Annotated in this window: 32 protein-coding genes and 1 pseudogene; 32 read left to right on the top strand and 1 reads right to left on the bottom strand. The window is 46.7% G+C overall.

Going from position 1 to position 24,967, the window contains the following annotated elements:
* Window positions 1-2 precede the first annotated feature (2 nt).
* From CEF20_RS13750 to spoIID, 22 genes and pseudogenes are all read left to right on the top strand, one after another.
* Window positions 3-434 (top strand): low molecular weight protein arginine phosphatase, encoded by a 432-nt coding sequence (locus tag CEF20_RS13750; protein WP_100332480.1) that lies wholly within the window; start codon window positions 3-5, stop codon window positions 432-434.
* Window positions 435-461: 27 nt separating this feature from the next.
* Window positions 462-812, top strand: a pseudogene (locus tag CEF20_RS17550) (HAMP domain-containing protein); the annotation flags it as partial.
* Complete coding sequence (locus tag CEF20_RS13745; protein WP_408607827.1) at window positions 804-1,751, top strand: methyl-accepting chemotaxis protein; 948 nt, start codon at window positions 804-806, stop codon at window positions 1,749-1,751. The pseudogene CEF20_RS17550 and the gene CEF20_RS13745, both read left to right, overlap by 9 nt.
* 86 nt (window positions 1,752-1,837) lie before the next feature.
* On the top strand, window positions 1,838-2,281 hold the full coding sequence (gene rpiB / locus CEF20_RS13740) for a ribose 5-phosphate isomerase B (RefSeq protein ID WP_100332878.1): 444 nt from the start codon (window positions 1,838-1,840) through the stop codon (window positions 2,279-2,281).
* 16 nt (window positions 2,282-2,297) lie between these two features.
* Window positions 2,298-2,873: a TIGR01440 family protein gene (locus tag CEF20_RS13735; RefSeq protein ID WP_100332478.1), complete on the top strand. Its 576-nt coding sequence runs from the start codon at window positions 2,298-2,300 to the stop codon at window positions 2,871-2,873.
* Window positions 2,874-3,052: 179 nt separating this feature from the next.
* Window positions 3,053-4,288: a serine hydroxymethyltransferase gene (locus tag CEF20_RS13730; RefSeq protein ID WP_100332477.1), complete on the top strand. Its 1,236-nt coding sequence runs from the start codon at window positions 3,053-3,055 to the stop codon at window positions 4,286-4,288.
* Window positions 4,289-4,507: 219 nt separating this feature from the next.
* A complete protein-coding gene (upp, locus tag CEF20_RS13725; RefSeq protein WP_100332476.1) occupies window positions 4,508-5,137 on the top strand; it encodes a uracil phosphoribosyltransferase in 630 nt (209 codons plus the stop codon).
* Between the two features lie 22 nt (window positions 5,138-5,159).
* Window positions 5,160-6,299, top strand: a complete 1,140-nt coding sequence (wecB, locus tag CEF20_RS13720) for a non-hydrolyzing UDP-N-acetylglucosamine 2-epimerase (RefSeq protein WP_100332475.1) — start codon at window positions 5,160-5,162, stop codon at window positions 6,297-6,299.
* A 233-nt stretch (window positions 6,300-6,532) separates the two neighbouring features.
* Window positions 6,533-6,751, top strand: a complete 219-nt coding sequence (locus tag CEF20_RS13715) for an AtpZ/AtpI family protein (RefSeq protein ID WP_232713536.1) — start codon at window positions 6,533-6,535, stop codon at window positions 6,749-6,751.
* Between the two features lie 6 nt (window positions 6,752-6,757).
* Window positions 6,758-7,138, top strand: a complete 381-nt coding sequence (locus tag CEF20_RS13710) for an ATP synthase subunit I (RefSeq protein WP_100332474.1) — start codon at window positions 6,758-6,760, stop codon at window positions 7,136-7,138.
* Between the two features lie 16 nt (window positions 7,139-7,154).
* Window positions 7,155-7,880: a F0F1 ATP synthase subunit A gene (gene atpB, locus CEF20_RS13705; protein ID WP_198508536.1), complete on the top strand. Its 726-nt coding sequence runs from the start codon at window positions 7,155-7,157 to the stop codon at window positions 7,878-7,880.
* Window positions 7,881-7,965: 85 nt separating this feature from the next.
* Window positions 7,966-8,178, top strand: coding sequence for a F0F1 ATP synthase subunit C (atpE, locus tag CEF20_RS13700; protein ID WP_198508554.1), 213 nt, complete (start codon window positions 7,966-7,968; stop codon window positions 8,176-8,178).
* 163 nt (window positions 8,179-8,341) lie between these two features.
* Entirely contained in the window at window positions 8,342-8,860 is a 519-nt protein-coding gene (locus CEF20_RS13695) for a F0F1 ATP synthase subunit B (protein WP_100332472.1), read from the top strand.
* Window positions 8,857-9,396: a F0F1 ATP synthase subunit delta gene (locus CEF20_RS13690; RefSeq protein WP_100332471.1), complete on the top strand. Its 540-nt coding sequence runs from the start codon at window positions 8,857-8,859 to the stop codon at window positions 9,394-9,396. Before CEF20_RS13695 ends, CEF20_RS13690 begins: the two co-directional genes overlap by 4 nt.
* A gap of 111 nt (window positions 9,397-9,507) precedes the next feature.
* A complete protein-coding gene (atpA, locus tag CEF20_RS13685; protein ID WP_100332470.1) occupies window positions 9,508-11,016 on the top strand; it encodes a F0F1 ATP synthase subunit alpha in 1,509 nt (502 codons plus the stop codon).
* A 92-nt stretch (window positions 11,017-11,108) separates the two neighbouring features.
* Window positions 11,109-11,966: a F0F1 ATP synthase subunit gamma gene (locus CEF20_RS13680; RefSeq protein WP_100332469.1), complete on the top strand. Its 858-nt coding sequence runs from the start codon at window positions 11,109-11,111 to the stop codon at window positions 11,964-11,966.
* Between the two features lie 98 nt (window positions 11,967-12,064).
* Entirely contained in the window at window positions 12,065-13,483 is a 1,419-nt protein-coding gene (atpD, locus tag CEF20_RS13675; protein WP_100332468.1) for a F0F1 ATP synthase subunit beta, read from the top strand.
* Between the two features lie 23 nt (window positions 13,484-13,506).
* On the top strand, window positions 13,507-13,914 hold the full coding sequence (locus CEF20_RS13670) for a F0F1 ATP synthase subunit epsilon (RefSeq protein ID WP_100332467.1): 408 nt from the start codon (window positions 13,507-13,509) through the stop codon (window positions 13,912-13,914).
* A gap of 66 nt (window positions 13,915-13,980) precedes the next feature.
* Window positions 13,981-14,217: a DUF1146 family protein gene (locus CEF20_RS13665; protein WP_100332466.1), complete on the top strand. Its 237-nt coding sequence runs from the start codon at window positions 13,981-13,983 to the stop codon at window positions 14,215-14,217.
* A 209-nt stretch (window positions 14,218-14,426) separates the two neighbouring features.
* Entirely contained in the window at window positions 14,427-15,143 is a 717-nt protein-coding gene (locus CEF20_RS13660; protein ID WP_157796293.1) for a YwmB family TATA-box binding protein, read from the top strand.
* Window positions 15,144-15,172: 29 nt separating this feature from the next.
* Complete coding sequence (gene murA, locus CEF20_RS13655; protein WP_100332464.1) at window positions 15,173-16,483, top strand: UDP-N-acetylglucosamine 1-carboxyvinyltransferase; 1,311 nt, start codon at window positions 15,173-15,175, stop codon at window positions 16,481-16,483.
* A gap of 242 nt (window positions 16,484-16,725) precedes the next feature.
* Window positions 16,726-17,736 (top strand): stage II sporulation protein D, encoded by a 1,011-nt coding sequence (gene spoIID / locus CEF20_RS13650; protein WP_100332463.1) that lies wholly within the window; start codon window positions 16,726-16,728, stop codon window positions 17,734-17,736.
* Between the two features lie 19 nt (window positions 17,737-17,755).
* Here the strand turns inward: spoIID and CEF20_RS13645 are convergent, their stop codons facing one another.
* Window positions 17,756-18,190 carry a VanZ family protein gene (locus CEF20_RS13645; RefSeq protein ID WP_100332462.1) on the bottom strand — a complete coding sequence of 145 codons (435 nt, stop codon included), beginning with the start codon at window positions 18,188-18,190 and terminating at the stop codon, window positions 17,756-17,758.
* Between the two features lie 170 nt (window positions 18,191-18,360).
* Here CEF20_RS13645 and CEF20_RS13640 point away from each other — a divergent pair, with 170 nt between their 5' ends.
* The 10 genes from CEF20_RS13640 to CEF20_RS16715 all read left to right on the top strand — a co-directional run bounded on the left by CEF20_RS13640 (window position 18,361) and on the right by CEF20_RS16715 (window position 24,963).
* Window positions 18,361-19,092: a stage II sporulation protein SpoIIQ gene (locus CEF20_RS13640; RefSeq protein WP_100332461.1), complete on the top strand. Its 732-nt coding sequence runs from the start codon at window positions 18,361-18,363 to the stop codon at window positions 19,090-19,092.
* Between the two features lie 288 nt (window positions 19,093-19,380).
* Window positions 19,381-19,644: a sporulation transcriptional regulator SpoIIID gene (gene spoIIID, locus CEF20_RS13635; RefSeq protein ID WP_157796292.1), complete on the top strand. Its 264-nt coding sequence runs from the start codon at window positions 19,381-19,383 to the stop codon at window positions 19,642-19,644.
* Window positions 19,645-19,878: 234 nt separating this feature from the next.
* Window positions 19,879-20,880 carry a rod shape-determining protein gene (gene mreB, locus CEF20_RS13630; protein ID WP_100332460.1) on the top strand — a complete coding sequence of 334 codons (1,002 nt, stop codon included), beginning with the start codon at window positions 19,879-19,881 and terminating at the stop codon, window positions 20,878-20,880.
* Window positions 20,881-21,418: 538 nt separating this feature from the next.
* Window positions 21,419-22,255 carry a flagellar hook-basal body protein gene (locus CEF20_RS13620; RefSeq protein WP_100332458.1) on the top strand — a complete coding sequence of 279 codons (837 nt, stop codon included), beginning with the start codon at window positions 21,419-21,421 and terminating at the stop codon, window positions 22,253-22,255.
* Window positions 22,256-22,277: 22 nt separating this feature from the next.
* The gene (locus tag CEF20_RS13615) at window positions 22,278-23,090 is read left to right on the top strand and encodes a flagellar hook-basal body protein (RefSeq protein WP_100332457.1); all 813 of its coding nucleotides are present in this window, start codon (window positions 22,278-22,280) and stop codon (window positions 23,088-23,090) included.
* 15 nt (window positions 23,091-23,105) lie between these two features.
* Window positions 23,106-23,306 carry a DNA-directed RNA polymerase subunit beta gene (locus CEF20_RS13610; RefSeq protein ID WP_232713534.1) on the top strand — a complete coding sequence of 67 codons (201 nt, stop codon included), beginning with the start codon at window positions 23,106-23,108 and terminating at the stop codon, window positions 23,304-23,306.
* A 13-nt stretch (window positions 23,307-23,319) separates the two neighbouring features.
* The gene (fabZ, locus tag CEF20_RS13605; protein WP_100332456.1) at window positions 23,320-23,742 is read left to right on the top strand and encodes a 3-hydroxyacyl-ACP dehydratase FabZ; all 423 of its coding nucleotides are present in this window, start codon (window positions 23,320-23,322) and stop codon (window positions 23,740-23,742) included.
* A gap of 146 nt (window positions 23,743-23,888) precedes the next feature.
* Window positions 23,889-24,215 (top strand): hypothetical protein, encoded by a 327-nt coding sequence (locus CEF20_RS13600; protein WP_100332455.1) that lies wholly within the window; start codon window positions 23,889-23,891, stop codon window positions 24,213-24,215.
* Window positions 24,216-24,391: 176 nt separating this feature from the next.
* On the top strand, window positions 24,392-24,781 hold the full coding sequence (locus CEF20_RS13595) for a hypothetical protein (protein WP_100332454.1): 390 nt from the start codon (window positions 24,392-24,394) through the stop codon (window positions 24,779-24,781).
* A 5-nt stretch (window positions 24,782-24,786) separates the two neighbouring features.
* A complete protein-coding gene (locus CEF20_RS16715; protein ID WP_157796291.1) occupies window positions 24,787-24,963 on the top strand; it encodes a hypothetical protein in 177 nt (58 codons plus the stop codon).
* The last annotated feature ends 4 nt before the right edge of the window (window positions 24,964-24,967 follow it).

Here is a 24,967-nt window from a genome sequence, read left to right as displayed (position 1 = left end):
CATTGAAGATTTTATTTGTCTGTACGGGAAATACGTGCCGCAGTCCAATGGCCGAAGCGCTGCTCAGGCACAGGCGCCCCGATTGGAGTGTGAAATCCGCAGGGATTTACGCGGCTTCAGATTGCCCGATATCTGAACAGGCCAAGCTGGCACTGGAGGAAAAGAAGATTGATGCCGAGCATATTTCCCAAGGAATATCAGAGGAAATCTTGGAGTGGGCGGATGTGGTATTAACGATGACCGCAAGTCACCGAAGCATGCTGATTTCGCAATTTCCCGAAGCTGCACAGAAAATCCATGTGTTCAAGCAGTATGTCCGGGGTCAGCAAGAAGACGTCCAGGATCCATTCGGAGGTTCAATCGAGCAGTATCGCATGACGCGCGATGAGCTGGAGCAATTAATGGAACAACTGATCGAAAAGCTATCAAACTAGTCGGAGCAGTCTAGAAAGGGGACAATTATGGAAAACGTCCGTCAAACTTCATTTGGATTAAGAAAAAAACTAGTTGCATTAATTACGGTTCTTGCAATAATTACGTATTCGACAAGCGGATTTTTTATTTACTATGTATATCAAGCGTTCTTTTCTTATGTGAACGAAGTATTGTTTACAGTTATCACCTTATTATTAGGGATTATCTGGTCGGGCATTCTCGCGTATTTTGCCGGCGGTTATTTTGTGAAACCGCTGAAAAGGCTGGAGATGGCGGCAATGGAAGCGGCTAAAGGAAACATTGAAAAAGATGTCGAGCTGCCGAAAAGCCGCGATGAAATTCATTCACTGGCCCAGGCTTTCAATAATATGCTTGGCAATTTGCGCCAGATGGTTCACAGTATTGAAAATAATTTCGAACGCACGAATGAAAGCGTGGAACAGATCTCTGCAGAAGCGTCTAACGCCTCCCGGAAAGCGGGAGAAATCTTTCGGACGGTCGATGAAATTGCTGCCGGAGCGGAAAACTCCGCAATGGCCATTCAATCCACTGCGGAGTCGGTCGAGGATGTCACCAGCCTGGCTGCAGAAGTTCAGCAGAAGGCGAAGAATTCGGCTGTGCAGGCCGAGGAAATGGTGGACGATCTGCAAAAAAGCAAGGCGGTATTTCAATCTCTTATTTCAGGGATGGAGCGCCTGTCATCAGAGAACGAGCATTCCTTGCAGGCGGTCAAGGGAATGGAAGAAAACGCCAGGAAAGTGGAGCAGATTATCCAGTTGGTCGGCGATATGGCTGCACAAACCAATTTGCTTGCTTTAAATGCGTCCATCGAGGCGGCTCGTGCCGGCGAGCATGGGCAAGGATTCGCTGTCGTGGCGGAAGAAGTCCGCAAGCTAGCAGATGAAAGTGCAACAGCTGTTCAAGGAATTTCTGAACTGATTAAGCAAATGCAGCAGGATGTTGATCAAGTAGTGAATAAGATTTCTTCTCAAGTAAGCTCTGTCGCAGCGGAAGTGGAGAAGGGGTCAGCTGCCAACACGGCCATCGAGCGGATGACAGAGAAAATTCATGAGGTAGCAGCAGCCGTGCAAATGATCTCCGGATTGGTGGACAAGCAGATGGACAGCATTCAGGTGACCTCCAGACAATCGCAAGAAGTAGCGGCCATCGCGGAGGAAACATCTGCGGGCGCAGTGGAAGTCACACAAGCGACAAAGCAGCAAAAAGAGGTCATGAATCATATTGAAGAAGTCATACAGCAGCTGAAACAGCAGGCGGAAGATCTGAAGTCAACCATCACCCAATTTCATCTGTAACAAAGCGGCAGAGATCTTTGTTTGCCTATGAAGCGGTTCTGTGTCAAAATGAAAAGAAAAGAGTGGAATGGAAAGGAGTTTCTGCGGTGAAAATTGCGATTGCTTCTGATCATGGCGGAGTGAATATTCGGGAAGAAATCAAAAGCCTGCTTGATGAGCTTGGGATGGAGTATGCGGATTTTGGCTGCGAATGTGAAGGATCCGTTGATTATCCGGACTATGCTTTACCCGTGGCAGAAAAAGTGGCTAAAGGAGAATTTGACCGCGGCATTTTAATATGCGGAACAGGGATTGGCATGAGTATCGCGGCCAACAAGGTCCGCGGGATTCGCTGTGCGCTCGTCCATGATTTATTCAGCGCTAAAGCGACGCGGCAGCATAACGACAGCAACATCCTCGCTATGGGGGAACGCGTAATCGGTCCGGGGCTGGCCCGCGAAATCGCCAAAGTATGGCTGACAACGGAGTACGAAGCTGGCCGTCACGAGAATCGCGTTGGCAAGATCAAGGCGTATGAACAACAACAGTAAACCGAGGTGAAGAGCTTTGTCTTCATTGAAAGATTGGGAAGTAAGCCTTCAGCAATTGCTGCGGGAGTTTCAACAGCAAGCGCAGCTGCAAAAGGGACAGCTGATGGTCATCGGCTGCTCGACCTCTGAAGTAGCCGGGGAGAAAATCGGAACCGCCGGCACGATGGAGGTGGCTGAAGGGCTCTACCGAAAGCTGCGGGCGTTTGCGGATGAACACGGTCTTCATCTGGCGTTTCAATGCTGTGAGCATTTAAACCGGGCGCTCGTTGTAGACCGCGCGCTGATCGAATGCCGCAAGCTCGAGGAAGTGTCCGTCGTGCCTGTGCCGAAAGCGGGAGGAGCGATGGCCGCTTATGCGTTCGCGCAGAATCCGAACAGCGCCGTCGTTGAACATATTCAAGCGGATGCCGGCATCGACATCGGCGGCACACTGATCGGCATGCATTTGAAGCATGTGGCGGTTCCGGTCAGGACAAGCATTAAATCAGTCGGTTTTGCTCATGTGACCATGGCGAAAACCCGTCCGAAGCTGATCGGCGGAGAAAGAGCAGTTTATGAAAAAACGAATATAAACGGAAGTTGCACAAACTAATGTTAAGAATTAACCGGATTTTCTTTGAAAATGCCGGTTTTTTATTTAAAAAAATTCGTTATCTATCGAGATTTCATTTGAAAGATCATCAAAACATGTTAGAATGTAAGAGAATTTATAAAATTGGCAATACATAAAGTCGGAGAAAAGAATCTATTGATCGGGAGAGGGGTTAGAAAATGAGTAAACTTGAGACACAAGATTCAGCGGTATTTCATGCGGTTCAAGATGAATTAAAGCGGCAGCAGACGAAAATCGAGCTCATTGCTTCAGAGAACTTTGTCAGCGAAGCGGTGATGGAGGCGCAGGGTTCTGTGCTCACGAATAAATATGCGGAGGGCTACCCAGGCAAGCGTTACTATGGCGGCTGTGAGCATGTCGATGTTGTGGAAAACTTAGCCCGCGACCGCGCGAAAGAAATCTTCGGAGCCGAGCATGTCAACGTGCAGCCGCATTCCGGCGCTCAGGCGAACATGGCTGTCTATTTTACTGTGCTGGAGCACGGCGACACCGTTCTGGGGATGAATCTGTCTCACGGTGGCCACTTAACACACGGCAGCCCGGTAAACTTCAGCGGCGTGCAATACAATTTCATTGAATACGGCGTAGATAAAGAGACGGAAACTATCGATTACGAGGATGTGCGAAAGAAAGCGATCGAACATAAACCGAAATTGATCGTCGCAGGGGCAAGCGCTTATCCGCGCGCCATTGACTTTGCGAAATTCCGCGAAATTGCAGATGAAGTCGGCGCTTATTTAATGGTGGACATGGCTCATATTGCAGGGCTTGTTGCAGCGGGTCTTCACCAGAATCCCGTACCGCATGCCGATTTTGTCACAACGACTACGCATAAGACTCTGCGCGGACCCCGCGGAGGAATGATCCTTTGTAAAGAGGAGTTCGCGAAGAAGATTGATAAATCTATTTTCCCGGGTATTCAAGGCGGACCGCTTATGCATGTCATTGCGGCAAAAGCGGTAGCGTTAGGCGAAGCGCTTGATGCGAGCTTTAAGGATTATGCGCAAAACATTGTGAACAATGCCAAGCGTTTAGGTGAAGGGCTGGCCAAGGAAGGCCTGCGTCTAGTATCCGGCGGCACCGACAATCATCTTCTTCTCATCGACCTTCAATCTCTAGGATTGACAGGAAAAATAGCGGAAAAGGTGCTGGATGAAGTCGGTGTAACCGTTAATAAGAACACGATACCATTCGATCCGGAAAGCCCGTTTGTCACAAGCGGCATCCGCATCGGAACCGCCGCCGTCACCAGCCGCGGATTTGATGAACAGTCGATGGATGAAGTGGCTGCGATTATCGCCGATACACTGAAAAACCATGAAGACGAGGCGAAGCTTCAAGAAATCAGCGAGCGCGTGCGAAAGCTGACAGCAAGATTCCCATTATATAAATAATGAATGAGCGAGACGGGACCATCGAGACCTGTCTCGCTTTTGTTTTTCATTGTTCTTCTTCTGTTTTTTTTGTAAAATAAGATGAAGCTTCATAAATATCTCCGAAGAGCGGAGAATATAGCTGCTCCCGCGGCTTATTTTTTTGCCGTGGGGAAGACGTTTGCTAGAAGAAAGCTTTTATGAAATGATAGGATACATAAAGAAAAGGGAGCGATAACTTTGGGAAAAGTGTATGTGTTTGATCACCCATTAATTCAGCACAAATTAACTATGATCCGTGATAAACATACAGGGACGAAAGAATTCCGGGAGCTTGTCGATGAAATTGCGACACTGATGGCATTCGAAATTACGCGCGATTTGCCGCTTGAAGAAGTCACCATCGAAACGCCGGTTTGCCAGGCGAATACGAAAATGCTGGCCGGCAAAAAACTCGGTGTCGTTCCTATTTTGCGTGCGGGCATTGGCATGGTGGAAGGGATTTTGAAGCTGATCCCGGCAGCTAGAGTTGGACATGTTGGACTGTATCGCGACCCGAAAACGCTGAAGCCGGTTGAGTACTATGTCAAGCTTCCGACTGATGTCGAAGAGCGGGATTTCATCGTTGTGGATCCGATGCTGGCAACGGGAGGATCAGCTGTGGAAGCAATCAATTCCTTAAAGAAGCGCGGAGCGAAAAATATGAAATTCATGTGCTTAGTCGCCGCCCCGGAAGGAGTCGAAGCGATGCAAAAGGCGCATCCCGATGTCGATATTTATATCGCTGCGCTGGATGAGAAGCTGAATGAAAAAGGATATATTGTGCCAGGGCTTGGAGATGCAGGAGACCGCTTGTTCGGAACAAAATAATCAAAAAGTAGGTGCATATGAAATGAATCGCCCAATTAAAGTAATGACCATTTTCGGAACTCGTCCGGAAGCCATTAAAATGGCTCCGCTCGTGCTGGAGCTGCAAAAGCATCCGGAGCATTTCGAATCGATCGTAACGGTGACTGCCCAGCACCGTCAAATGCTCGATCAGGTGCTTGAAATTTTCCGCATTGTGCCGGATCATGACTTGAACATTATGAAGGACCGGCAAACGCTGATTGATGTCACCACTCGGGGCCTTGAAGGCTTGGATCGGGTGATGAAAGAAGTCAAGCCGGATATCGTGCTGGTCCACGGGGACACTACGACTACTTTCATCGCCAGCTTAGCGGCATTTTATAATCAAATTGCCGTAGGACATGTAGAGGCTGGATTGCGCACATGGAATAAATACTCCCCGTTCCCTGAAGAAATGAATCGCCAATTGACAGGTGTGATGGCTGATTTGCATTTCTCGCCGACGGATCAAGCGGAGCGCAACCTTTTAAATGAAGGAAAAAAAGCGGAGACGATCTTTGTTACAGGCAACACAGCCATTGATGCCTTAAAGACGACAGTAAAAGAAGCATACAGCCATGAAGTATTGGATCGCATCGGCAGCGACCGCCTTGTGCTGATGACGGCGCATCGCCGCGAAAACCTGGGAGAGCCGATGCGCAACATGTTCAATGCCGTTAAGCGCCTCGTTCAAGAGCATAAGGATATTCAAGTCGTGTATCCTGTTCATTTAAATCCAGCTGTCCGCGAAGCCGCCCGTGATATTCTCGGCGATGATCCGCGCATCCATTTAATTGAACCGCTCGATGTGATCGACTTCCATAACTTCGCTTCAAGAGCGCATTTAATTTTAACCGATTCTGGCGGCGTTCAGGAGGAAGCTCCATCACTAGGCGTGCCTGTGCTTGTTTTGCGGGATACGACAGAACGCCCGGAAGGGATTAAAGCGGGCACTCTGAAGCTGGCCGGAATAGAGGAAGAGAACATTTACCAGCTAGCGTCAGAATTGCTGACGGATCAAGCGGCGTATGAGAAAATGGCCAAAGCCTCCAACCCATATGGAGATGGAGAAGCTTCCCGCCGCATTTGTGAAGCGATCCGCTATTACTTTAAAGCCGCTGACTGCAAGCCCGATCGATTTTAATTGCTGGCAAGCGATTCCAACACCCGTGGGATCGCTTGCTTATAAGCCTCTTTTAAAATTTGATCATTTTGTGAAAGATTCGTTACAAAGTGTGATCTTTTTCACTCTAAACGCATTGACATTAAAAAACCCCTATTGTATGCTTACAAAGGGTAAAGAGCAATGTAGAATATATATATATTGTAACCGCTTTTTCTGGCGGTAGCCACCATTGTGAACCCGGAGGGTTTCGCATGAATAAGCGGAAGAATTCGTTTCGAGCAATGGCGCTGTACAGTTCTATTTTAGCTCAGCTGACCGGGTCCATTCTTTTCGGTATTTTCTTTGGAAGCTGGCTTGATACAAAATGGAACACAGACCCGTTTTTTATGATTATTGGACTGTTTTTGGGTTTGAGTGCGGGTGTTTATTTCATGCTGCAATCAGTCCGCCAATTTTATTCGGGAGATTAATTTGCTATGCCAGAACTCCAGCACACATTTACACGGCACCGAAAGTACATAATGTACCTGCTCTCCATTTTCGTATTCTGCTGGGGGATTACGCCCTATAAGCCTGAATTTGCAGGCCTCACCCTTGGGACAAGCATCAGCTTTTTTAGCTATTGGCTAATGGTCAATCGCATGCGCCGATTTAACTGGGCGCTAGAGAACGGCCAAAAAGTTCCGTCGCTTGGCACCTTATCGAGAATGGCTTCAGCAGGGTTAGCTGCTGTGATTGCCCTTCGTTATCCAGAACAATTCCATATCATTTATACCGTTTTGGGATTAATGACATCCTACTTTGTCATTATGATAGATTTTTTTATTCAACTTTTAATAAAACAGAATAACCGGTGAAGAGAGGTGAATACAGTTGCAACACAAAAATCCAACGTTGACATGGGAAGTATTTGATGGCTTTTCATTAACGTTTAACTTAGCCAATATGCTGATGATCACAGTGGCTAGTGCCATTGTTCTTTTAATTGCCGTGATCTCAACAAGAAAATTGGCGATGAAGCCTACTGGGCTGCAAAACTTTTTTGAATGGATCATGGACTTTGTAAAGGGGATCATTCAAAGCAACATGGACTGGAAAACAGGCGGCCGCTTTCATGTACTCGCCTTGACCTTGTTCCTATACATCTTTGTGTCCAATATGCTGGGTCTTCCATTTTCAGTCGTCTACAATGACGAATTGTGGTGGAAATCACCAACGGCGGATCCAACTATTACATTAACACTCGCCGTGATGGTAGTGGGCTTAACCCATTATTATGGTGTGAAGATGAGGGGAATCGGAGAGTACACAAAGGATTTCTTCCGCCCGATGGGATTTTTGTTTCCATTAAAAATCATTGAAGAGTTTGCCAACACACTCACACTTGGCCTCCGGCTTTACGGTAACATCTTTGCCGGTGAGATTCTGCTAGGATTGCTGGCGGGAAGCCTGGCTACCGGATGGGGAGGAACTATTGCCGCCATCATACCAACGCTTGCTTGGCAGGGATTCTCTATATTTGTTGGTGCCATCCAGGCATTTATTTTCACAATGTTAACAATGGTGTACATGGCTCATAAAGTGAGTCACGACCATTAAAATATACCCGGTTCATTTTATGAACAAACAAATTTTAAATTTATTGATACATTAAAAGGAGGAAATTTTTACAATGACAGGTTCAATTGGTCTATTAGCAGCAGCAATCGCGATTGGTCTAGGAGCACTTGGTGCAGGTATTGGTAACGGCTTGATCGTATCTCGTACAGTTGAGGGGATCGCCCGCCAGCCAGAAGCGCGCGGTATGCTTCAAACTACAATGTTTATCGGGGTAGCACTAGTTGAGGCGCTTCCAATCATCGCTGTAGTTATTGCATTCATGGTTTTAGGTCGATAATTCAAGCAATATCAGCGCAAGCGCTGAAGATGAAGCGTTATATCAGATGGCGAAGATCATTCCAAGCGAACCTTCGCCATTCCTTTATGTTTGACAGATACAATGACAACTTGATCCCTCCGAAAGGGGAGGGGCGGATACTCTTGAAGGGAGTGAAGTGAGCGTGTTAGCGAACACATTTGTACTTGGAGCTGGTCCTGGCTTTAACAGCGGGGATATCCTGTTCCAATTAGCTATGTTTATTCTTTTACTATTGTTGCTCAAAAAGTTGGCCTGGGGCCCGCTTATGGGAGTCATGCGTCAGCGTGAAGAGCATATTGCTTCAGAAATTGAAGCGGCTGAAAAGAGCCGAGTGGAAGCTAATAAATTATTGGAAGAAACTCGCGCCGAGCTGAAAGCGTCTCGCCAAGAAGCGCAATCCATCATTGAGAACGCTAAGAAAGTCGGCGATGATCAGAAGAATGAAATTATTGCTGCCGCTCGTGCGGAAGCTGATCGATTGAAGGAATCTGCAAAGATGGAAATCGAGCAGCAGAAGGAACAAGCGATGGCGGCACTTCGCGAGCAGGTTGCTTCCTTATCTGTTTTAATCGCGTCTAAAGTGATTGAAAAGGAATTGGATGCATCTGATCAAGACAAGTTAATTAATGAGTATATTAAAGAGGCAGGGGAAGAGCGATGAGTAATTCCGCAGTGGCCAAACGCTATGCGCTAGCTCTTTTCGAAGTTGCCAAAGAACAAAATCAAGTCGAAGCAATTGAAGAAGAGCTTCGGGCAGTCAAGTATGTATTGGCTGACAATGAAGACCTTCTTCCATTGCTCGAATCACCTAAATTGACGATCGGCCAAAAGAAAGCTCTTCTGCAATCGGCCTTTGCTCAAATTTCTCCTTACACACTCAATACGCTGATGCTTTTAACCGAGCGTCATCGCGAGGGGGAAATTGCGGAAGTAGCCGATGCTTACATAGAGTTAGCCAATGAAGCGCGCGGCGTGGCGGAAGCAACCGTAATATCCGTTCGTCCATTAACGGAAGCGGAAGAAGCCACCATCTCTGCTCAATTCGCTAAAAAAGTTGGTAAGCAGTCATTAAAGATCACAAACGTTGTCGATACCGGTTTACTCGGAGGGCTGAAAGTGCGCATCGGCAACCGGATATTTGATGGCAGCCTCCGCGGAAAGCTAGATCGTTTGCAAAAGCAACTAACAGTTAGCTGATAAGAAAGCAAAACGCAACAAACACAATACGTAATTATACTAAAAGAAGTGAGCAAATTAACGGCAACGATTAATTTCTCATTAACCACTAATATATGAGGGGTGAAATTCATGAGCATCAAAGCTGAAGAAATCAGTGCGCTGATTAAAAAGCAGATTGAGAACTTCCAGTCAGATATGAAAGTAAGCGATGTTGGTACAGTTATCCAAATTGGTGACGGTATTGCTCGTGCTCATGGCCTCGACAACGTCATGGCTGGAGAACTTCTTGAATTCTCAAACGGTGTCATGGGACTGGCACAAAACCTGGAAGAAAACAACGTAGGTATCGTTATTCTTGGACCTTACACAGATATCCGTGAAGGGGACGAGGTTCGTCGCACAGGACGCATCATGGAAGTTCCTGTTGGCGAAGAATTAATTGGACGAGTTGTGAACTCTCTTGGACAGCCAGTAGACGGTCTTGGCCCGATTAACACAACCAAAACACGTCCGATCGAAAGTCCGGCAACAGGTGTAATGGACCGTAAATCTGTTCATGAACCGCTGCAAACAGGTATTAAAGCGATTGACGCGCTTGTGCCTATCGGACGCGGCCAGCGTGAACTGATCATCGGTGACCGCCAAACAGGTAAAACGTCTATCGCGATCGACACGATTCTTAACCAAAGGGATCAGGATATGATCTGTATCTATGTCGCTATCGGACAGAAGGAATCAACCGTGCGGAACGCGGTGGAAACGCTTCGCAAACACGGTGCGCTCGATTACACGATCGTCGTAACGGCTTCGGCATCTCAGCCGGCGCCAATGCTATTCCTTGCGCCTTATGCAGGGGTTTCAATGGCTGAGGAATTCATGTTCAACGGCAAGCACGTGCTGATTGTATACGATGATTTATCTAAACAAGCGGCTGCTTACCGTGAACTTTCCCTATTATTACGCCGTCCTCCAGGCCGTGAAGCTTATCCTGGTGACGTTTTCTACTTGCATTCCCGTTTGTTAGAGCGCGCAGCAAAATTAAATGATTCATTAGGCGCAGGTTCGATCACGGCTCTTCCGTTCGTTGAAACGCAGGCAGGCGATATCTCTGCTTACATCCCAACGAACGTTATCTCAATCACCGACGGACAAATCTTCTTGCAGTCAGACCTATTCTTCTCAGGCGTGCGCCCTGCGATCAACGCCGGTCTTTCTGTATCCCGTGTAGGTGGGTCCGCTCAGATCAAAGCGATGAAGAAGGTTGCCGGTACCCTTCGTTTGGACTTAGCCGCTTATCGCGAACTGGAAGCTTTCGCCCAATTCGGTTCGGATCTTGACAAAGCGACACAAGCGAAGCTGAACCGCGGAGCCCGTACCGTTGAAGTATTAAAGCAAGACTTGAACAAACCGCTCAAGGTTGAAAAACAAGTCGTGATCCTTTATGCCTTAACTCGCGGTCTATTGGATGACATCCCAGTAGAGGATATCCGCCGTTTTGAAAACGAGCTATTAAGCTGGTTAGATCACAACCACACACATGTGTTAGAGCATATTCGCACAACGAAAGAGCTTGCTCCTGATGAAGATATGAAAGCAGCGATCAACGAGTTCAAAAAGACGTTTGCGAAATCTGAATAATGAACCGGAATCTTGAAAGAGGGGCTTGATTGTTGGTGAATCATCCCCCTTTCATTCTCCTATTTCTAACATAAAAAGGGTGGTGAGAATCAGTGGTATCGTTACGCGATATAAAGACTCGGATCAACTCAACGAAAAAGACGAGCCAAATTACAAAAGCGATGGAAATGGTCTCCGCTTCCAAACTAAACCGCGCTGAAAACAATGCTAATAAATTTCTTCCTTACATGGATAAAATTCAGGAAGTGGTCGCATCCATTTCTCTTGGAAGCCAAGATGTCACACATCCGATGCTTATCTCCCGCCCAGTGAAGAAAACCGGGTATTTGGTTATTACCTCTGACCGCGGTTTGGCGGGAGCTTACGACAGCAGCATTCTTCGCCGCGTGTATAACGTGATTCAAGAGCGCCATAAATCACCGGATGAATATGTCATCATTGCCTTCGGACGCAAGGGCCGTGATTTCTTCATTCATCGCGGAATGAATGTGGCATTGGAAATTGTCGGACTTCCAGATCAGCCTGCTTTCTCTGATATTAAAGCGATTGTCAAAAAATCAGTTGATATGTTTGCCAATGGTGCCTACGACGAGCTTTATATGTATTACAACCATTTCGTCAGCGCCATTCAGCAAGATGTCACAGAGAAGAAAGTGCTGCCTTTAACGGATATTGCAGCTTCAAATAAATTAACATCTTATGAATTTGAACCATCTGCTGAGGAAATTTTGGAAGTATTGCTTCCTCAATATGCGGAAAGCCTGATTTACGGTGCTTTGCTTGACGGTAAAGCAAGTGAGCATGCTGCCCGGATGTCAGCAATGAGAACAGCAACAGACAATGCAAAAGAGCTTATCAGCTCTTTAACACTTTCATACAACCGCGCACGTCAAGCAGCGATCACTCAGGAAATTACAGAGATCGTCGGCGGCGTTGCGGCTTTAGAATAGTAGAGGAAATCGGAAGGCTGGCTGCAGCTGGATGATACAGGCTGCGGTCCCTTCTTATATGGCACTTTGCAAAGTGAAAAGCTAGAGGAGGGAAAGAGATGAACAAAGGACGCGTTCTTCAAGTTATGGGTCCAGTTGTTGACGTTAAGTTCGAAAGTGGTCAACTGCCTGAAATCTATAACGCGTTAAAAGTGCAGATTCCTGCACAAGCGGATAAACAAGCTTCCGAATTAACTTTGGAAGTAGCGGTTCATTTAGGTGATGATTCAGTACGTACGGTTGCGATGGCATCAACCGATGGACTGCAACGTAACACAGAAGTAGTGGACATGGGTCGCCCGATCTCTGTTCCAGTCGGCGATGTCACTCTTGGACGTGTATTTAACGTATTGGGTGATACCATTGACTTAAACGAAGAAATTCCTGCTGAAGCGCGCCGTGACGCTATTCACCGTCAGGCTCCCAGCTTCGAACAACTTTCCACAGAGGTTGAAATTCTTGAGACAGGAATTAAAGTTGTTGACTTGCTTGCTCCATACATCAAGGGCGGTAAGATCGGTCTCTTCGGAGGAGCCGGTGTAGGAAAAACCGTATTAATTCAGGAGCTAATCAACAACATCGCTCAAGAGCATGGCGGTATCTCTGTATTCGCCGGTGTTGGAGAGCGTACTCGTGAAGGAAACGACCTTTACTACGAAATGAGCGACTCCGGCGTTATTAGTAAAACAGCCATGGTATTCGGACAAATGAATGAGCCTCCTGGTGCGCGTATGCGTGTCGCTCTTACAGGATTGACAATGGCGGAGTACTTCCGTGATGAGCAAGGCCAGGACGTATTATTGTTCATTGACAACATCTTCCGTTTCACGCAAGCGGGCTCTGAGGTATCGGCCCTATTAGGACGCATGCCTTCAGCCGTTGGTTACCAGCCGACTCTTGCAACGGAAATGGGACAGCTCCAGGAACGGATTACGTCCACTAACGTTGGTTCGATCACATCAATCCAAGCGATCTACGTACCGGCCGATGACTATACGGATCCGGCTCCGGCTACAACATTCGCTCACTTGGATGCGACAACCAACCTTGAACGTAAGCTTTCTGAAATGGGTATTTACCCTGCGGTGGATCCATTGGCTTCCACTTCACGTGCCCTTTCACCGGAAATTGTTGGGGAAGAGCATTACAGTATTGCCCGTCAAGTGCAGCAAACACTGCAGCGTTATAAAGAACTTCAGGATATCATCGCGATCCTCGGTATGGATGAGCTTTCAGAAGATGACAAGCTGATTGTACACCGCGCTCGCCGTATCCAGTTCTTCTTGTCTCAAAACTTCCATGTGGCTGAACAGTTCACCGGACAGCCAGGTTCTTACGTGCCGGTAAAAGAAACAGTCCGCGGATTTAAAGAAATTCTTGAAGGCAAATACGATGATCTTCCAGAAGATGCTTTCCGTCTTGTGGGCAGCATCGAAGAAGTCGTTGCTAAAGCTAAAGAAATGGGTGTAGAGGCATAAATAAGGGACCAGGGGGTTAAGTAATGAAGACAGTTAAAGTCAGTATCGTCACTCCTGACGGCCCAGTATACGAATCGGATGTGGAAATGGTAAGTGCCAAAGCCAAGAGCGGTGACATAGGCATATTACCAGGGCATATTCCGATGGTCGCTCCTTTGCAAGTTGGCGCTGTTCGTTTAACAAAAGGCGCTGGCGAACCTGAGTTGGTTGCGATCAGCGGCGGCTTTTTAGAAGTTCGTCCAGACCAAGTGACGATATTAGCACAAGCTGCTGAAACAGCGGAAAATATAGATATTGCCCGGGCAAAAGAAGCGAAAGCGCGTGCTGAACGCCGGCTAAGCAACAAGCAAGAATCAGTAGATAACCATCGTGCTGAATTAGCATTGAAACGGGCAATTAACCGTATTAACGTCTATGAAGGCAGAATGTAACCAAAGAAAAACCTTCCGGAAGCGGGAGGTTTTTCTTCCATTTAATATTAACGGGAGGTGCTGTGAATGATCTCAGGTTTCGGTCAAGAAGCGTTAGTAAGTATTCTGTCCCATCTTTTGTTTATTGGCTTGTCTTTTTGGGCGCTGCAAGCGCTTCGTTATGAACAATTCATCAAAGCGAACCGCGTCGTTCAAGCCCGTCTTTTATTTATCTTATTATCCATTGCGATCGGTGCAACGGTCAGCAATTTCTTCCTAGATTACTTCTTATGGTCCCGCCAATTGCCGCTGATTTTTCAGTAAAGAAAGATAGTTCTTCTTTCACACTTGAATTTTTTCCTATTTTGTATATTATTTTTTTAGAGAGTTTTTTTAGCTCCTGTATGTAAAATGCCGCCTTACGTGAATAAGTGAACAAATACTGAAGAGCGATGGAACAAGGAATTTGTCGATTCATTTTTTGTATGTCTTCTCTTCTCCAGGCCATACTGGCAGATAAGGAGATGAGAAGAATGAAGCAGACAAAAAAATGGATGTGCATACTATTCATTTGTTTCATAGCGATGATATATGGGAATAACACGACTGCAGGTTCACAGATAGATAGTTTGCTAGTATTGACGGATGCTGTACAGAAAGAAAATGGACATATCGAAGAGTGGTCGATACATATCCGCGAGCATTTAACGGCAGAAGAGTCTGAAGCAGCCGCCGCCAAACTGCAAAGCTATTTATCCGGATGGACGTTCAGCAAAGGGAATGAGATGGAATGGCTGACAGCGAAGCAGGAAGAACAAAAGCTGCGCCAGAAGTTTCAGCTGCTTTCAACAGATGCAGCTGATGACACATACATTCTTCAGTACACGGTGACTTCTGCCGATGAAAAGCAAATACGAACCTTTATCAAACAGCAGCTAGAAGAAATAATGTTGGAAATTTTCCACAAAAATCCTCGTGTTTTCACTTGTTTAAAAGGAAGCTTTGATGGTAAAATTGAAGAAGTTTTGCCGAATCAATTGCGGGCATTAGTAACAGGCTTGGAAGCGAAGGAATTGGAAGCAGTGACTGAAAAAGGATTCTATTCTGTATCAGCCTATTCAAAGCTTTTCAATGAAAGCCTTCCGTTGCCATCGCATCAGATGAATCTACAAATTGGCTTAAGAAAAAAAGGGTTGGGTGCCGAGACAAACTTTGTGATAGGCACACCAATCATCACGGTTGAATATTAATATATAAATTGGACGCGGAGGGGAAAACCTTGGATAAAATTATCGTCCGCGGCGGACAAAAATTAAGTGGAACTGTTAAAGTAGAAGGTGCTAAAAACTCAGTTCTGCCTGTACTCGCCGCAACATTGTTAGCTAGCAAAGGCAAGAGTGTGATTCGGGATGTGCCGACTCTCTCTGATGTATATACAATCAATGAAGTTCTACGCCATTTAAATTGTCAAGTAGTCTTCGATGAAAATACAGTAACGGTGGATGCTTCAGATGAATTATTTGTGGAAGCACCGTTTGAATATGTCCGCAAAATGAGAGCGTCTGTACTGGTTATGGGTTCATTATTAGCTCGCACTGGAAAGGCCAGAGTTGCTTTGCCCGGCGGCTGTGCCATCGGTTCGCGGCCGATTGATCAGCATTTGAAAGGCTTTGAAGCAATGGGAGCCGTTGTGCGCATGGAAAATGGTTTCATTGAAGCGGAAGTGAATACCCGTTTAAAAGGCGCAAAAATCTATTTGGATTTTCCAAGTGTAGGAGCTACAGAAAATATCATGATGGCTGCCGTACTAGCCGAAGGTACGACTGTGCTTGAAAATTGTGCAAAAGAACCGGAGATTGTTGACTTAGCTAATTTATTGAATAAAATGGGCGGTAAAGTAGTTGGCGCCGGCACGGAAACGATCCGTATTGAAGGCGTAAGAGAGCTTCAAGGAGCCGACCATGCGATTATTCCTGACCGGATTGAAGCGGGAACTTTTATGGCGGCTGCGGCCATTACGGGAGGGAATGTTCTCGTCCAGGGAGCCGTGCCGGAGCATATGTCTTCATTAATAGCAAAGCTGAAGGAAATGGGTGTGGAGATCATTGAAGAAGAAACAGGTCTTCGAGTGATCGGCCCAGAAAAGCTGAGGGCCGTTGATGTGAAAACCATGCCTCATCCGGGATTTCCGACCGATATGCAGTCGCAAATGATGGCGTTAGCATTAAAGGCGGAAGGAACGAGCATGATTACGGAGACGGTATTTGAAAACCGTTTTATGCATGTGGAAGAGTTCAGACGAATGAATGCGAATATTAAAATCGAAGGCCGCTCGGTCATTATTAACGGACCGACCGACGTTCAAGGAGCGGAAGTAGCCGCCACAGATCTGCGCGCAGCGGCCGCTCTGATTCTAGCTGGCCTTATTGGAGACGGCTACACGCGAGTCACTCAATTAAAGCATCTAGACCGCGGTTACGTTGATTTCCACGGAAAGCTGGCTGCACTTGGCGCCGACATCGTGCGCGTGCAAGAAGAGCCGGAAGTGTCAGAGCCAGCTCAAAAAGTGATCTCCGATATTAAAGCATAAATCAGCGAAGCCTGCTTATCATGTTGATAAGCGGGCTTTTTGCATGCTGGATACAGCTGGCCGCGCTTATGATCTAGTATACGGAAATATCCGTTTTTTTATACCAGAAAATACGCATATTTTGTCATTCTGCCAAAGAAGGGAGCGGTGAAATAATCGGAATGTGCCAAGCAAATCACTCATATGTATAGAATTGAGCATACAAGCGGTGCTCAATCTGACAGATGGGGGCATACAGATTTATGAAAAAACACCATTACCTCTCGTTCGCTTTTGCCGCTTTACTGATCACAGCTATCATCGTTCCTTCCCTGCTTGTTACTTCTTTTGCACAAGGAGAAAAAGAAGTGGCTGTCAAAGAAGTCAAAAAGCCCAGATCGGCGCCCACCGCGAAAGAGCCGGCTGTGGCTGTGTTCCGTTCAGCCAGTCAGCAAACAGAAACGTTTCCGCTGGAGCAGTATGTCGCGGGGGTTGTTGCGGCTGAAATGCCGGCTGAATTTGAAAAAGAAGCGCTCAAGGCTCAGGCGTTGACCGCGCGCACATTTATCGTCAAGCACATGATGAATGGCAAGCGCGCCAATGGAGGCCAGGCGCATGTGACAGATACAGTCAATCACCAAGTATTTAGAACGAAGAAAGAGCTTCAGAGGATTTGGGGGAAGGATTACGATTGGAAGTGGAAGAAGATCACGGAGGCAGTTCAAGACACGAAGGGCCAGATCATCACGTACAACAACTCGCCGATTACCGCTTCTTTCTTCTCGACTAGCAATGGCTACACCGAGAACTCCGAGGATTATTGGAATGCACCGCTTCCTTATTTAAAGAGCGTCAGCAGCCCGTGGGATGAGCGCTCTCCAAAATACCTCTCCAAGAAAGTCATGCCCATCAGAGAATTCGAGCAAAAGCTGGGTGTGTCCATCGGCAGCGACCAAGAAGCGGGGACGATTACCGCGCGGACGCCGGGCAAGCGCATTGCCAAAATTAAGATTGGTTCTAAAGAATTCACCGGCCGGGAAGTCCGCGAAAAACTGGGTCTGCCCTCCTCCGATTTCAGCTGGGTGTTAAAAGGAGAGGAAGTCGTGATCTCTACAAAGGGCTACGGACATGGCGTTGGAATGAGCCAGTACGGCGCAAACGGCATGGCGAAGGCGGGCAAGACTCACCTGGAGATTATTAAGCATTACTACCAGCAGACTGACGTTGAGAAAGCCTCCCGTTATGTCAATGAAGCGGGAGCTGCTAAGAAATAAGCTCGCCGTTTGAGGGGCTTCAGGATTGAATCCAGCGGCTGAAGCGATCCATCCGCCGGGCCAGCTGGCTGCCTGTCCGCTTGAAGCAAGCGGTTTCCACCAGCCAAAAGCATATAAGCACTCCCGTTACATCTTTCACCGCATCTATGACTGTAGCGGAACGATAGGGAACAAAGTGCTGATGTATTTCATCAACAAGTCCATAAAAGCTGGCGACTAGTGCAGCCGCCAGATGAGCCCCTCTGGAAAAACGGCCGTTCGCTAACAAAGCGATGATGATCAAGACATACAGGATGGCAAACTCCACTAAATGCAGCGATTCCTTTACGAAACGATCCGTTTCATTTTGCTTAAGCCGCATAATGGTATCATCAGGCAAGCCAGAAAGAATCCAAACAGCTGCCATATACACAAATGGCGCGATAGTGGACAGGCCTTTCACGAAAATCTTCATTTATAAGGACTCCTTTTTCTAATCTGATATCACTTATTTTACCATGATGGAGCGGCAGCTGATTTCATTTTTGTGGAATGAATTTTACTTTTGGAGGAATAATAAAAAATTTTCCAATAAAGGTATAGTTTTTCTTGAATCTGTTCACACTGGTTGCTGAGGTGATGAACATGAGAGAGGGAGAAAAGAAAAAAGCCCCCCAAAAAATGAAAGAGCTATTGAAGAAACGCTGGGTATTCCCAGCCGTCTATCTAATGAGTGCCGCACTATTAATTTCAGGAATTGTTTGGTATCAGATGGCTGGCGGAGGCGACGAACAAGTATCTGATACGAAGGAACAGGCAATCGAGGAAGGACAGTTTAATCAGCCGGCGGAGGAAGTCAATTCATCTGTGGAGCAAATGGCCAAGCCGATGAAAAACGCAGATGAAGCCGTTGTGAAAACGGGCTTCTATGATGAAAGTGCATCCGAAAAGGAACAGGAAGCATCTCTAGTTGTATATAACAACACTTATCAGCCCAACACAGGAATTGATTTCGGCACGAAGGATAACAAAACCTTCGAAGTAACTGCCGCACTCGGCGGAAAGGTTTCCAAGGTGCAGGAAGATTCCTTGCTTGGTAATGTGATTGAAATTGAGCATGACAATGGCATCGTGACACATTACCAATCTGTGAAGGATATTAAAGTAGCAGAAGGCGACACGGTCTCCCAAGGGGATGTTTTGGCGAAGGCCGGCCAAAGCCTGTACAACGAAAAAGCAGGCATCCATGTGCACTTCGAAGTGCGCAAGGATCAAATGGCGTTAAATCCGGAAGACTTCTTCGGCAAGCCTGTATCAGCGATTAAAGAGGCGGCCACTGGTCAAGAATCATCCGAAACAGAAAGCGGCTCTGAATGAGCTGCTTTCTTTGTGTGGTTCTGCAGATGCGGCCGGCTATTCGCCTGTTTCAGTCGAACATTGTTATTTTCCGGTCGAATTCAGTTCTCATTCATAATTTCACAATAACTTCAATATAGTAGTAACAATACCTGAAGTAAAAGGGATTGTTTGAGGTGAGGAGTCGTTAGACGAAAAAACATCTGTCAGCAATAAGAGCAGACTAGTTGCCGAAAAATAGAAAGTGCCAGCAAAGCGAAAGCGAGTCTCATTTCACATGTCTCACATCCAAATAGGGAGGCGAGCGGTGTGCACGATTACATCAAGGAGAGGACGATCAAGATCGGAGAGTATATCGTGGAGACGAAGAAAACAGTGAGAGTCATCGCAAAGGAGTTTGGCGTATCGAAAAGCACTGTTCATAAGGATTTGACAGAACGGCTGCCGGAGATTAATCCAGAGCTTGCTCAGCGTGTGAAAACCATTTTGGATTATCACAAATCCATCCGGCACTTGCGCGGAGGAGAAGCCACCAAGAAGAAATACTCGAAGGAAGAAGCATTGCCGCAATAATAAGCAGAAGGAAGCCAAGTATCCGCTAGAAGAGGAGGAGGAGTCTGCCTCTCCAGGCGGATTTTTTGCATTGCATTCCTTTATTTCAATAAATAAGAAAATTTATGGCGGAAACAGTCTTCTTTTTGATGAAAATGTGCTAGAATAAAAAATTGGGAACTAACACCTGAATCATGTGACAATTGACATAGAGAAGCGTGATAAAAAATAGAGGAAAATAAGGGGGTTGCCCTAGTGATGTCAAAAGATATTGGAATTGATTTAGGAACCGCGAACGTGTTAATTCATGTTAAGGGTCAAGGGATTGTTTTAAATGAGCCTTCCGTCGTAGCCATTGATAAAAACACCAACAAGGTGCTGGCGGTAGGCGGAGAAGCTCACCGCATGGTCGGAAGAACGCCAGGCAATATCATTGCGATCCGTCCGCTGCGGGATGGAGTGATTGCGGATTTCGATATTACGGAATCGATGCTGAAACATTTTATTGATAAGCTGAATGTAAAAGGCCTGATGTCTAAGCCGCGGATTTTAATTTGCTGCCCGACGAATATTACAAGCGTTGAACAAAAAGCAATTCGCGAAGCCGCAGAAAAAAGCGGCGGCAAAATGGTTTACTTAGAAGAAGAGCCAAAAGTAGCAGCGGTCGGCGCCGGCATGGATATTTACCAGCCGAGCGGAAATATGGTTGTCGACATTGGCGGCGGCACAACCGATGTGGCAGTGCTGTCCATGGGATCGATTGTTACGGCGACCTCCATTAAGGTAGCGGGCGACAACTTTGACACGGAAATTCTTAACTACATTAAGAAAGAGTACAAGCTGTTAATCGGAGAGCGCACCGCTGAAAACATTAAAGTCAATATTGCGACGGTCTATCCAAACGGCCGCAATGAAGAAATGGAAATTCGCGGCCGCGATATGGTCACCGGCCTTCCGCGTATTTTAACGGTCCACTCCGCCGAAATTGAAGGAGCGCTTAGAGAATCGGTCGCTTTGATCGTTCAAGCGGCCAAGGATGTATTGGAGAAAACACCTCCTGAATTATCCGCCGACATTATTGACCGTGGCGTTATATTAACAGGCGGCGGCGCCCTCCTTCATGGCATTGACCAACTATTGGCCGAAGAGCTGAAGGTTCCCGTACTAGTCGCTGACAATCCAATGGATTGCGTAGCGATCGGAACAGGCGTCATGTTGGAAAATATGGACAAACTTTCAAAGAAAAAATTAATCTGATGAAAAGCGGGGTGGGCCAATCCATCCCGCTTTTATTTTTTTTGTGCCGGTCGGTGCTGGATGAGGCCCTTCCGCTTTTCGAGATCCAGCTTCGCCTCCTTGGGGCTCGAGGTCAGATGCCCGTCAGACTGCATGGCAAAAGAACGCCATTTCGTCTGCCGTTCATCTGCTTGTCGTCCCAAGGCAGTCGGCTCCGCATTTCTTTTGTCCAGCTGCAGGCGCTAGCGGCTCGAGGTCACAAGCTCATCTGTCTTCAAGGTTCAAGAACAACCTTGCAGTCAGCTGATCTTGTGCTTGTCGCCGCTGGACGAGCGCCTTCCGCATTTCGAGATCCAGCTGCAACGGCCAGACTCTCGGTCATAAGCCGGCCCGCCTGTGTGGCAAAGAGCGCCACTTCGGAGGTCCGTCTTATGCCTGCAAAGTCTAGGCAGCAGCTTCCGCTTATCTTTTTTTCTTTCTTTTTGTTTTAATGGTTAATGGAGAGGCTGGTGTAATGGTATAATGTATGCCAAAGACTTTATTTGATTGAGGTGAGGGTATGTTTCGTGGTTTTTATACGGCGGCTTCGGGGATGATTGCTCAGCAGCGCCGCACGGAGATGCTGACGAATAATATGTCGAATGCGAATACGCCCGGGTATAAAGCGGATCGGTCGTCTTTGCGGGCGTTTCCGGAGATGCTTTTGCAGCGGATGGATCAGACGTCGATTCCAGTGAAAAAAAAGCTGAATCTTCCGTTTCATTCGCAGGTAGGGGCCTTGAATACGGGCGTGTACATGCAGGAGACTATGCCGAATTTTGTGCAGGGAGATTTGCGGGAAACCGGCTTGAAGACGGATGTGGCTCTGGTGGATGTCGATATGCCTATGAACGAAGAGACTGGACAAACGGCGATGACTTTTTATAGAATACAAGGCCAGGACGGTCAGGAGCGTTATACGCGCAACGGGAATTTTACGCTGGATGCTGACGGGTATTTGACGACGGCGAGCGGCCTTTATGTGCTGAATGCGCAAGGCAATCGGATTCAGCTGAATTCCGGTGATGTCGCCATTGATGAAAACGGGCAGATTTTGCAAGATGGACAGCCGGCTGGCCAAATTGGCATTGGGTATGCAGAAAATCCTAACCTGCTGATTAAGGAAGGGGATGGGCTGTATCGTCTGGAAAACGGCGAGCTCCCTAGTGCTTATGCCCAAGGAAACATTCAATTTCGATTGCAGCAAGGGTTTTTAGAACGGTCGAACGCCGATGCTGGCCGCACGATGACGGATATGCTATCGGCTTACCGCTCTTTTGAAGCGAACCAAAAGGTGTTAACTGCCTATGACCGCAGCATGGAAAAGGCGGCTAATGAAATTGGCCGAGTGAACTAAGCTCCTCAGGAGGAAATCATACATGAATCGTACGATGATTGCATCTGTTAATACGTTAAGTCAACTGCAGCATAAGCTTGATATACTCAGCAACAATATCAGCAATGTTGGAACGAATGGATTTAAGCGCCGAGAAGCAAACTTTACCGAATTGATGAATCAAAACATCCAGAACATGAGACGAAATGACGCCGGACGGCTCACGCCTGCAGGCATTCGCATGGGGACAGGAGCAAAGCTCGCTCAGTCGCAGCTCGTGGGAGCACTGGGCAGCATGCAGCAGACAGGGCGAAAGCTGGACTTTGCCTTTTCTAATGAAAAGCAGTATTTTAAAGTGCTCGTTCAAGAAAATGGCCGGGGAAAGGTTCACTACACTCGCGATGGGGCTTTTTCTCTTTCGCCGATAAATGCCGGCCAAGTCATGCTTGTCACGAATGAAGGCCGCCCGGTGCTGGACGAAAACAATCAAACGATCACATTCAATCCTGACGCCGGGGACATTCAGCTGTTGGATGGCGGCGTTCTGCGCGCGGGCGGTCAAACCTTTAATCTTGGCGTCGTCACGATTAATAAACCGCAATTTTTAGAGCAAGCAGGTTCTAATCTGCTTACGCTTCCGGATAATCCGGCTGTGCCGGAAGAGCAAATTCTGCAGAATCTGACGGGAGCCAATCGCGGAGACATCGCTCTTTTGCAGCATGCATTGGAAGCATCCAATGTTGATATGAGTAAAGAGATGGTCGAAATGATGAATGTCCAACGCGCCTACCAGTTTCAATCCCGTTCCATTTCGCTGTCTGACCAAATGCTAGGACTTATTAATGGCATGCGCTAGAGAGGGTTGGACAATTTGGCAAAAAAGCGAACGAAAAAAATGACAAGACTGACGCCGATGGGCCGTTTTGTTGTCGGTTCATTTTTTCTTTGGGTGATTGCAACAGCTGGCGCTCTTGTTGGCTACAGTCTGATAGGAAACGGCCATCCACTGGAGGTTTTCAACCCGAAAACGTGGATCCATCTAGCCGAAGTGCTGTACAACAGTTTGAAATAAAGGAGGAAGCAGAATGCTGGATATTCAGCAAATTAAAGAGATCATTCCGCATCGCTATCCGTTTCTGCTCGTAGATCGGATTTTGGAAGTGGAAGAAGGAAAAAGAGCGGTCGGTATTAAAAATGTCACAGGCAATGAAGAATTCTTTAACGGCCATTTTCCGGATTATCCGGTCATGCCCGGTGTATTGATCATTGAAGCGCTCGCCCAAGTCGGGGCGGTTGCCATGCTGATAAAGGAAGAAAACCGCGGCAAGCTCGGCTTTCTGGCCGGCGTGGATAAGTGCCGCTTTAAGCGCCAAATCCGGCCGGGCGATCAGCTTCGGCTAGAGGTGGAAATGATTCGTTTTCGCGGGGCGATCGGCAAAGGCAAGGCGTCAGCCACAGTGGACGGGGAGCTGGCCTGTGAAGCTGAAATTACCTTCGCTTTGAAATAAGAGGAACAAGCCTAGAGTGCGGATTAAGTCTAGAACGATTTAGTCCGCACTCTTTTTATGAAGCATTTTTTTCATTTGGCCGGTTATTTATTGAAAAAATGGGCAAGCTGTTAACAGTCCGGAAATAAGAAAGGAGTTTGTTAACAATGAAGAAGAAATTATTGAAGCTTGCGGGAGGTTCATTATTAGCAGCCATGTTGCTGGCTGGATGTGCGACGGATAATGACAATGACAACAACGACAATAATAACGGCAATGAAAACCCTGTAGAAGAAGGAGAAGAAAACGTAGAGGATACGGGGAACAAAGTGAAAGAGGATGTCAATGAAGAGATGAATGATGAGCATCTTCCAAAATCAGAAGATAAAAACCGCAACGGCGATGGCGATGTCATCAAGGATGAAAACACCCCGACCGAAGATCCAATCGAGGATCAGACGGATATGCAAGATCAAGATAATAAAGATGAGTAAAAATGAGCAGCATGAAACTGCATCTTCCATTGTTGGCAACGCGCCTGCTAATGGAAGGTGCAGTTTTTCAGTTTCCTGAAAAATCTTTGTCAACCTCCTAGCAAATATGTTAAAGTATAAGATGTTATGATTTTATCTAAGTTCAGCTAGGACATTATAGGAGGTACTTATTGTAAATGTTAAGCGACTTATCTCCCGGTATTAAAATAAGTATCACACGTTCCATTAGTACAGCGTTTGATCAATATATGGCCAAAATCTTATGGGATGAGACATCCTATAATTTTGAAGACTTTATGAATGAATGGAGATTATATATTACAAACAATTCATCATGGTACAGCAAAGTCAGCGATGAAATTAAATCCAGCCCTGAATTTCATCAGGAATTAGCGGTTAAAATTAACGAGGTTATCGAGAAGATCTTCTCGGAAGCTCCTACGTCTGAACAAATCGAGACATTGGACCGGCTGCAGAAACAACTGGGAACGGATTATGATTACTCCTGCAAAACAGAAGCGAAGTTTTACATCGACTATTTAAGCGAACAGTTAAAAAAAAAGTAGAGCAATTGGAGCCGGCTGATGAATTCGAATTGACTTTAGCGGCTCTGCTTTATTATCAAGCCTATGAAGAGGAACTTCCGGCCCGCAATTACCGGAAACAGGACATTAAATATATCATTCAAAAGCTTCAATATAAGCTCGAAACTGGCCAGGACGATCTGGCTTCAAGCGTCATCCACTAAGAAA

Source organism: Bacillus xiapuensis (genome assembly GCF_002797355.1).
Lineage (GTDB): Bacteria > Bacillota > Bacilli > Bacillales > Domibacillaceae > Bacillus_CE > Bacillus_CE xiapuensis.
This window is presented reverse-complemented; position numbering and strand designations above follow the sequence as displayed.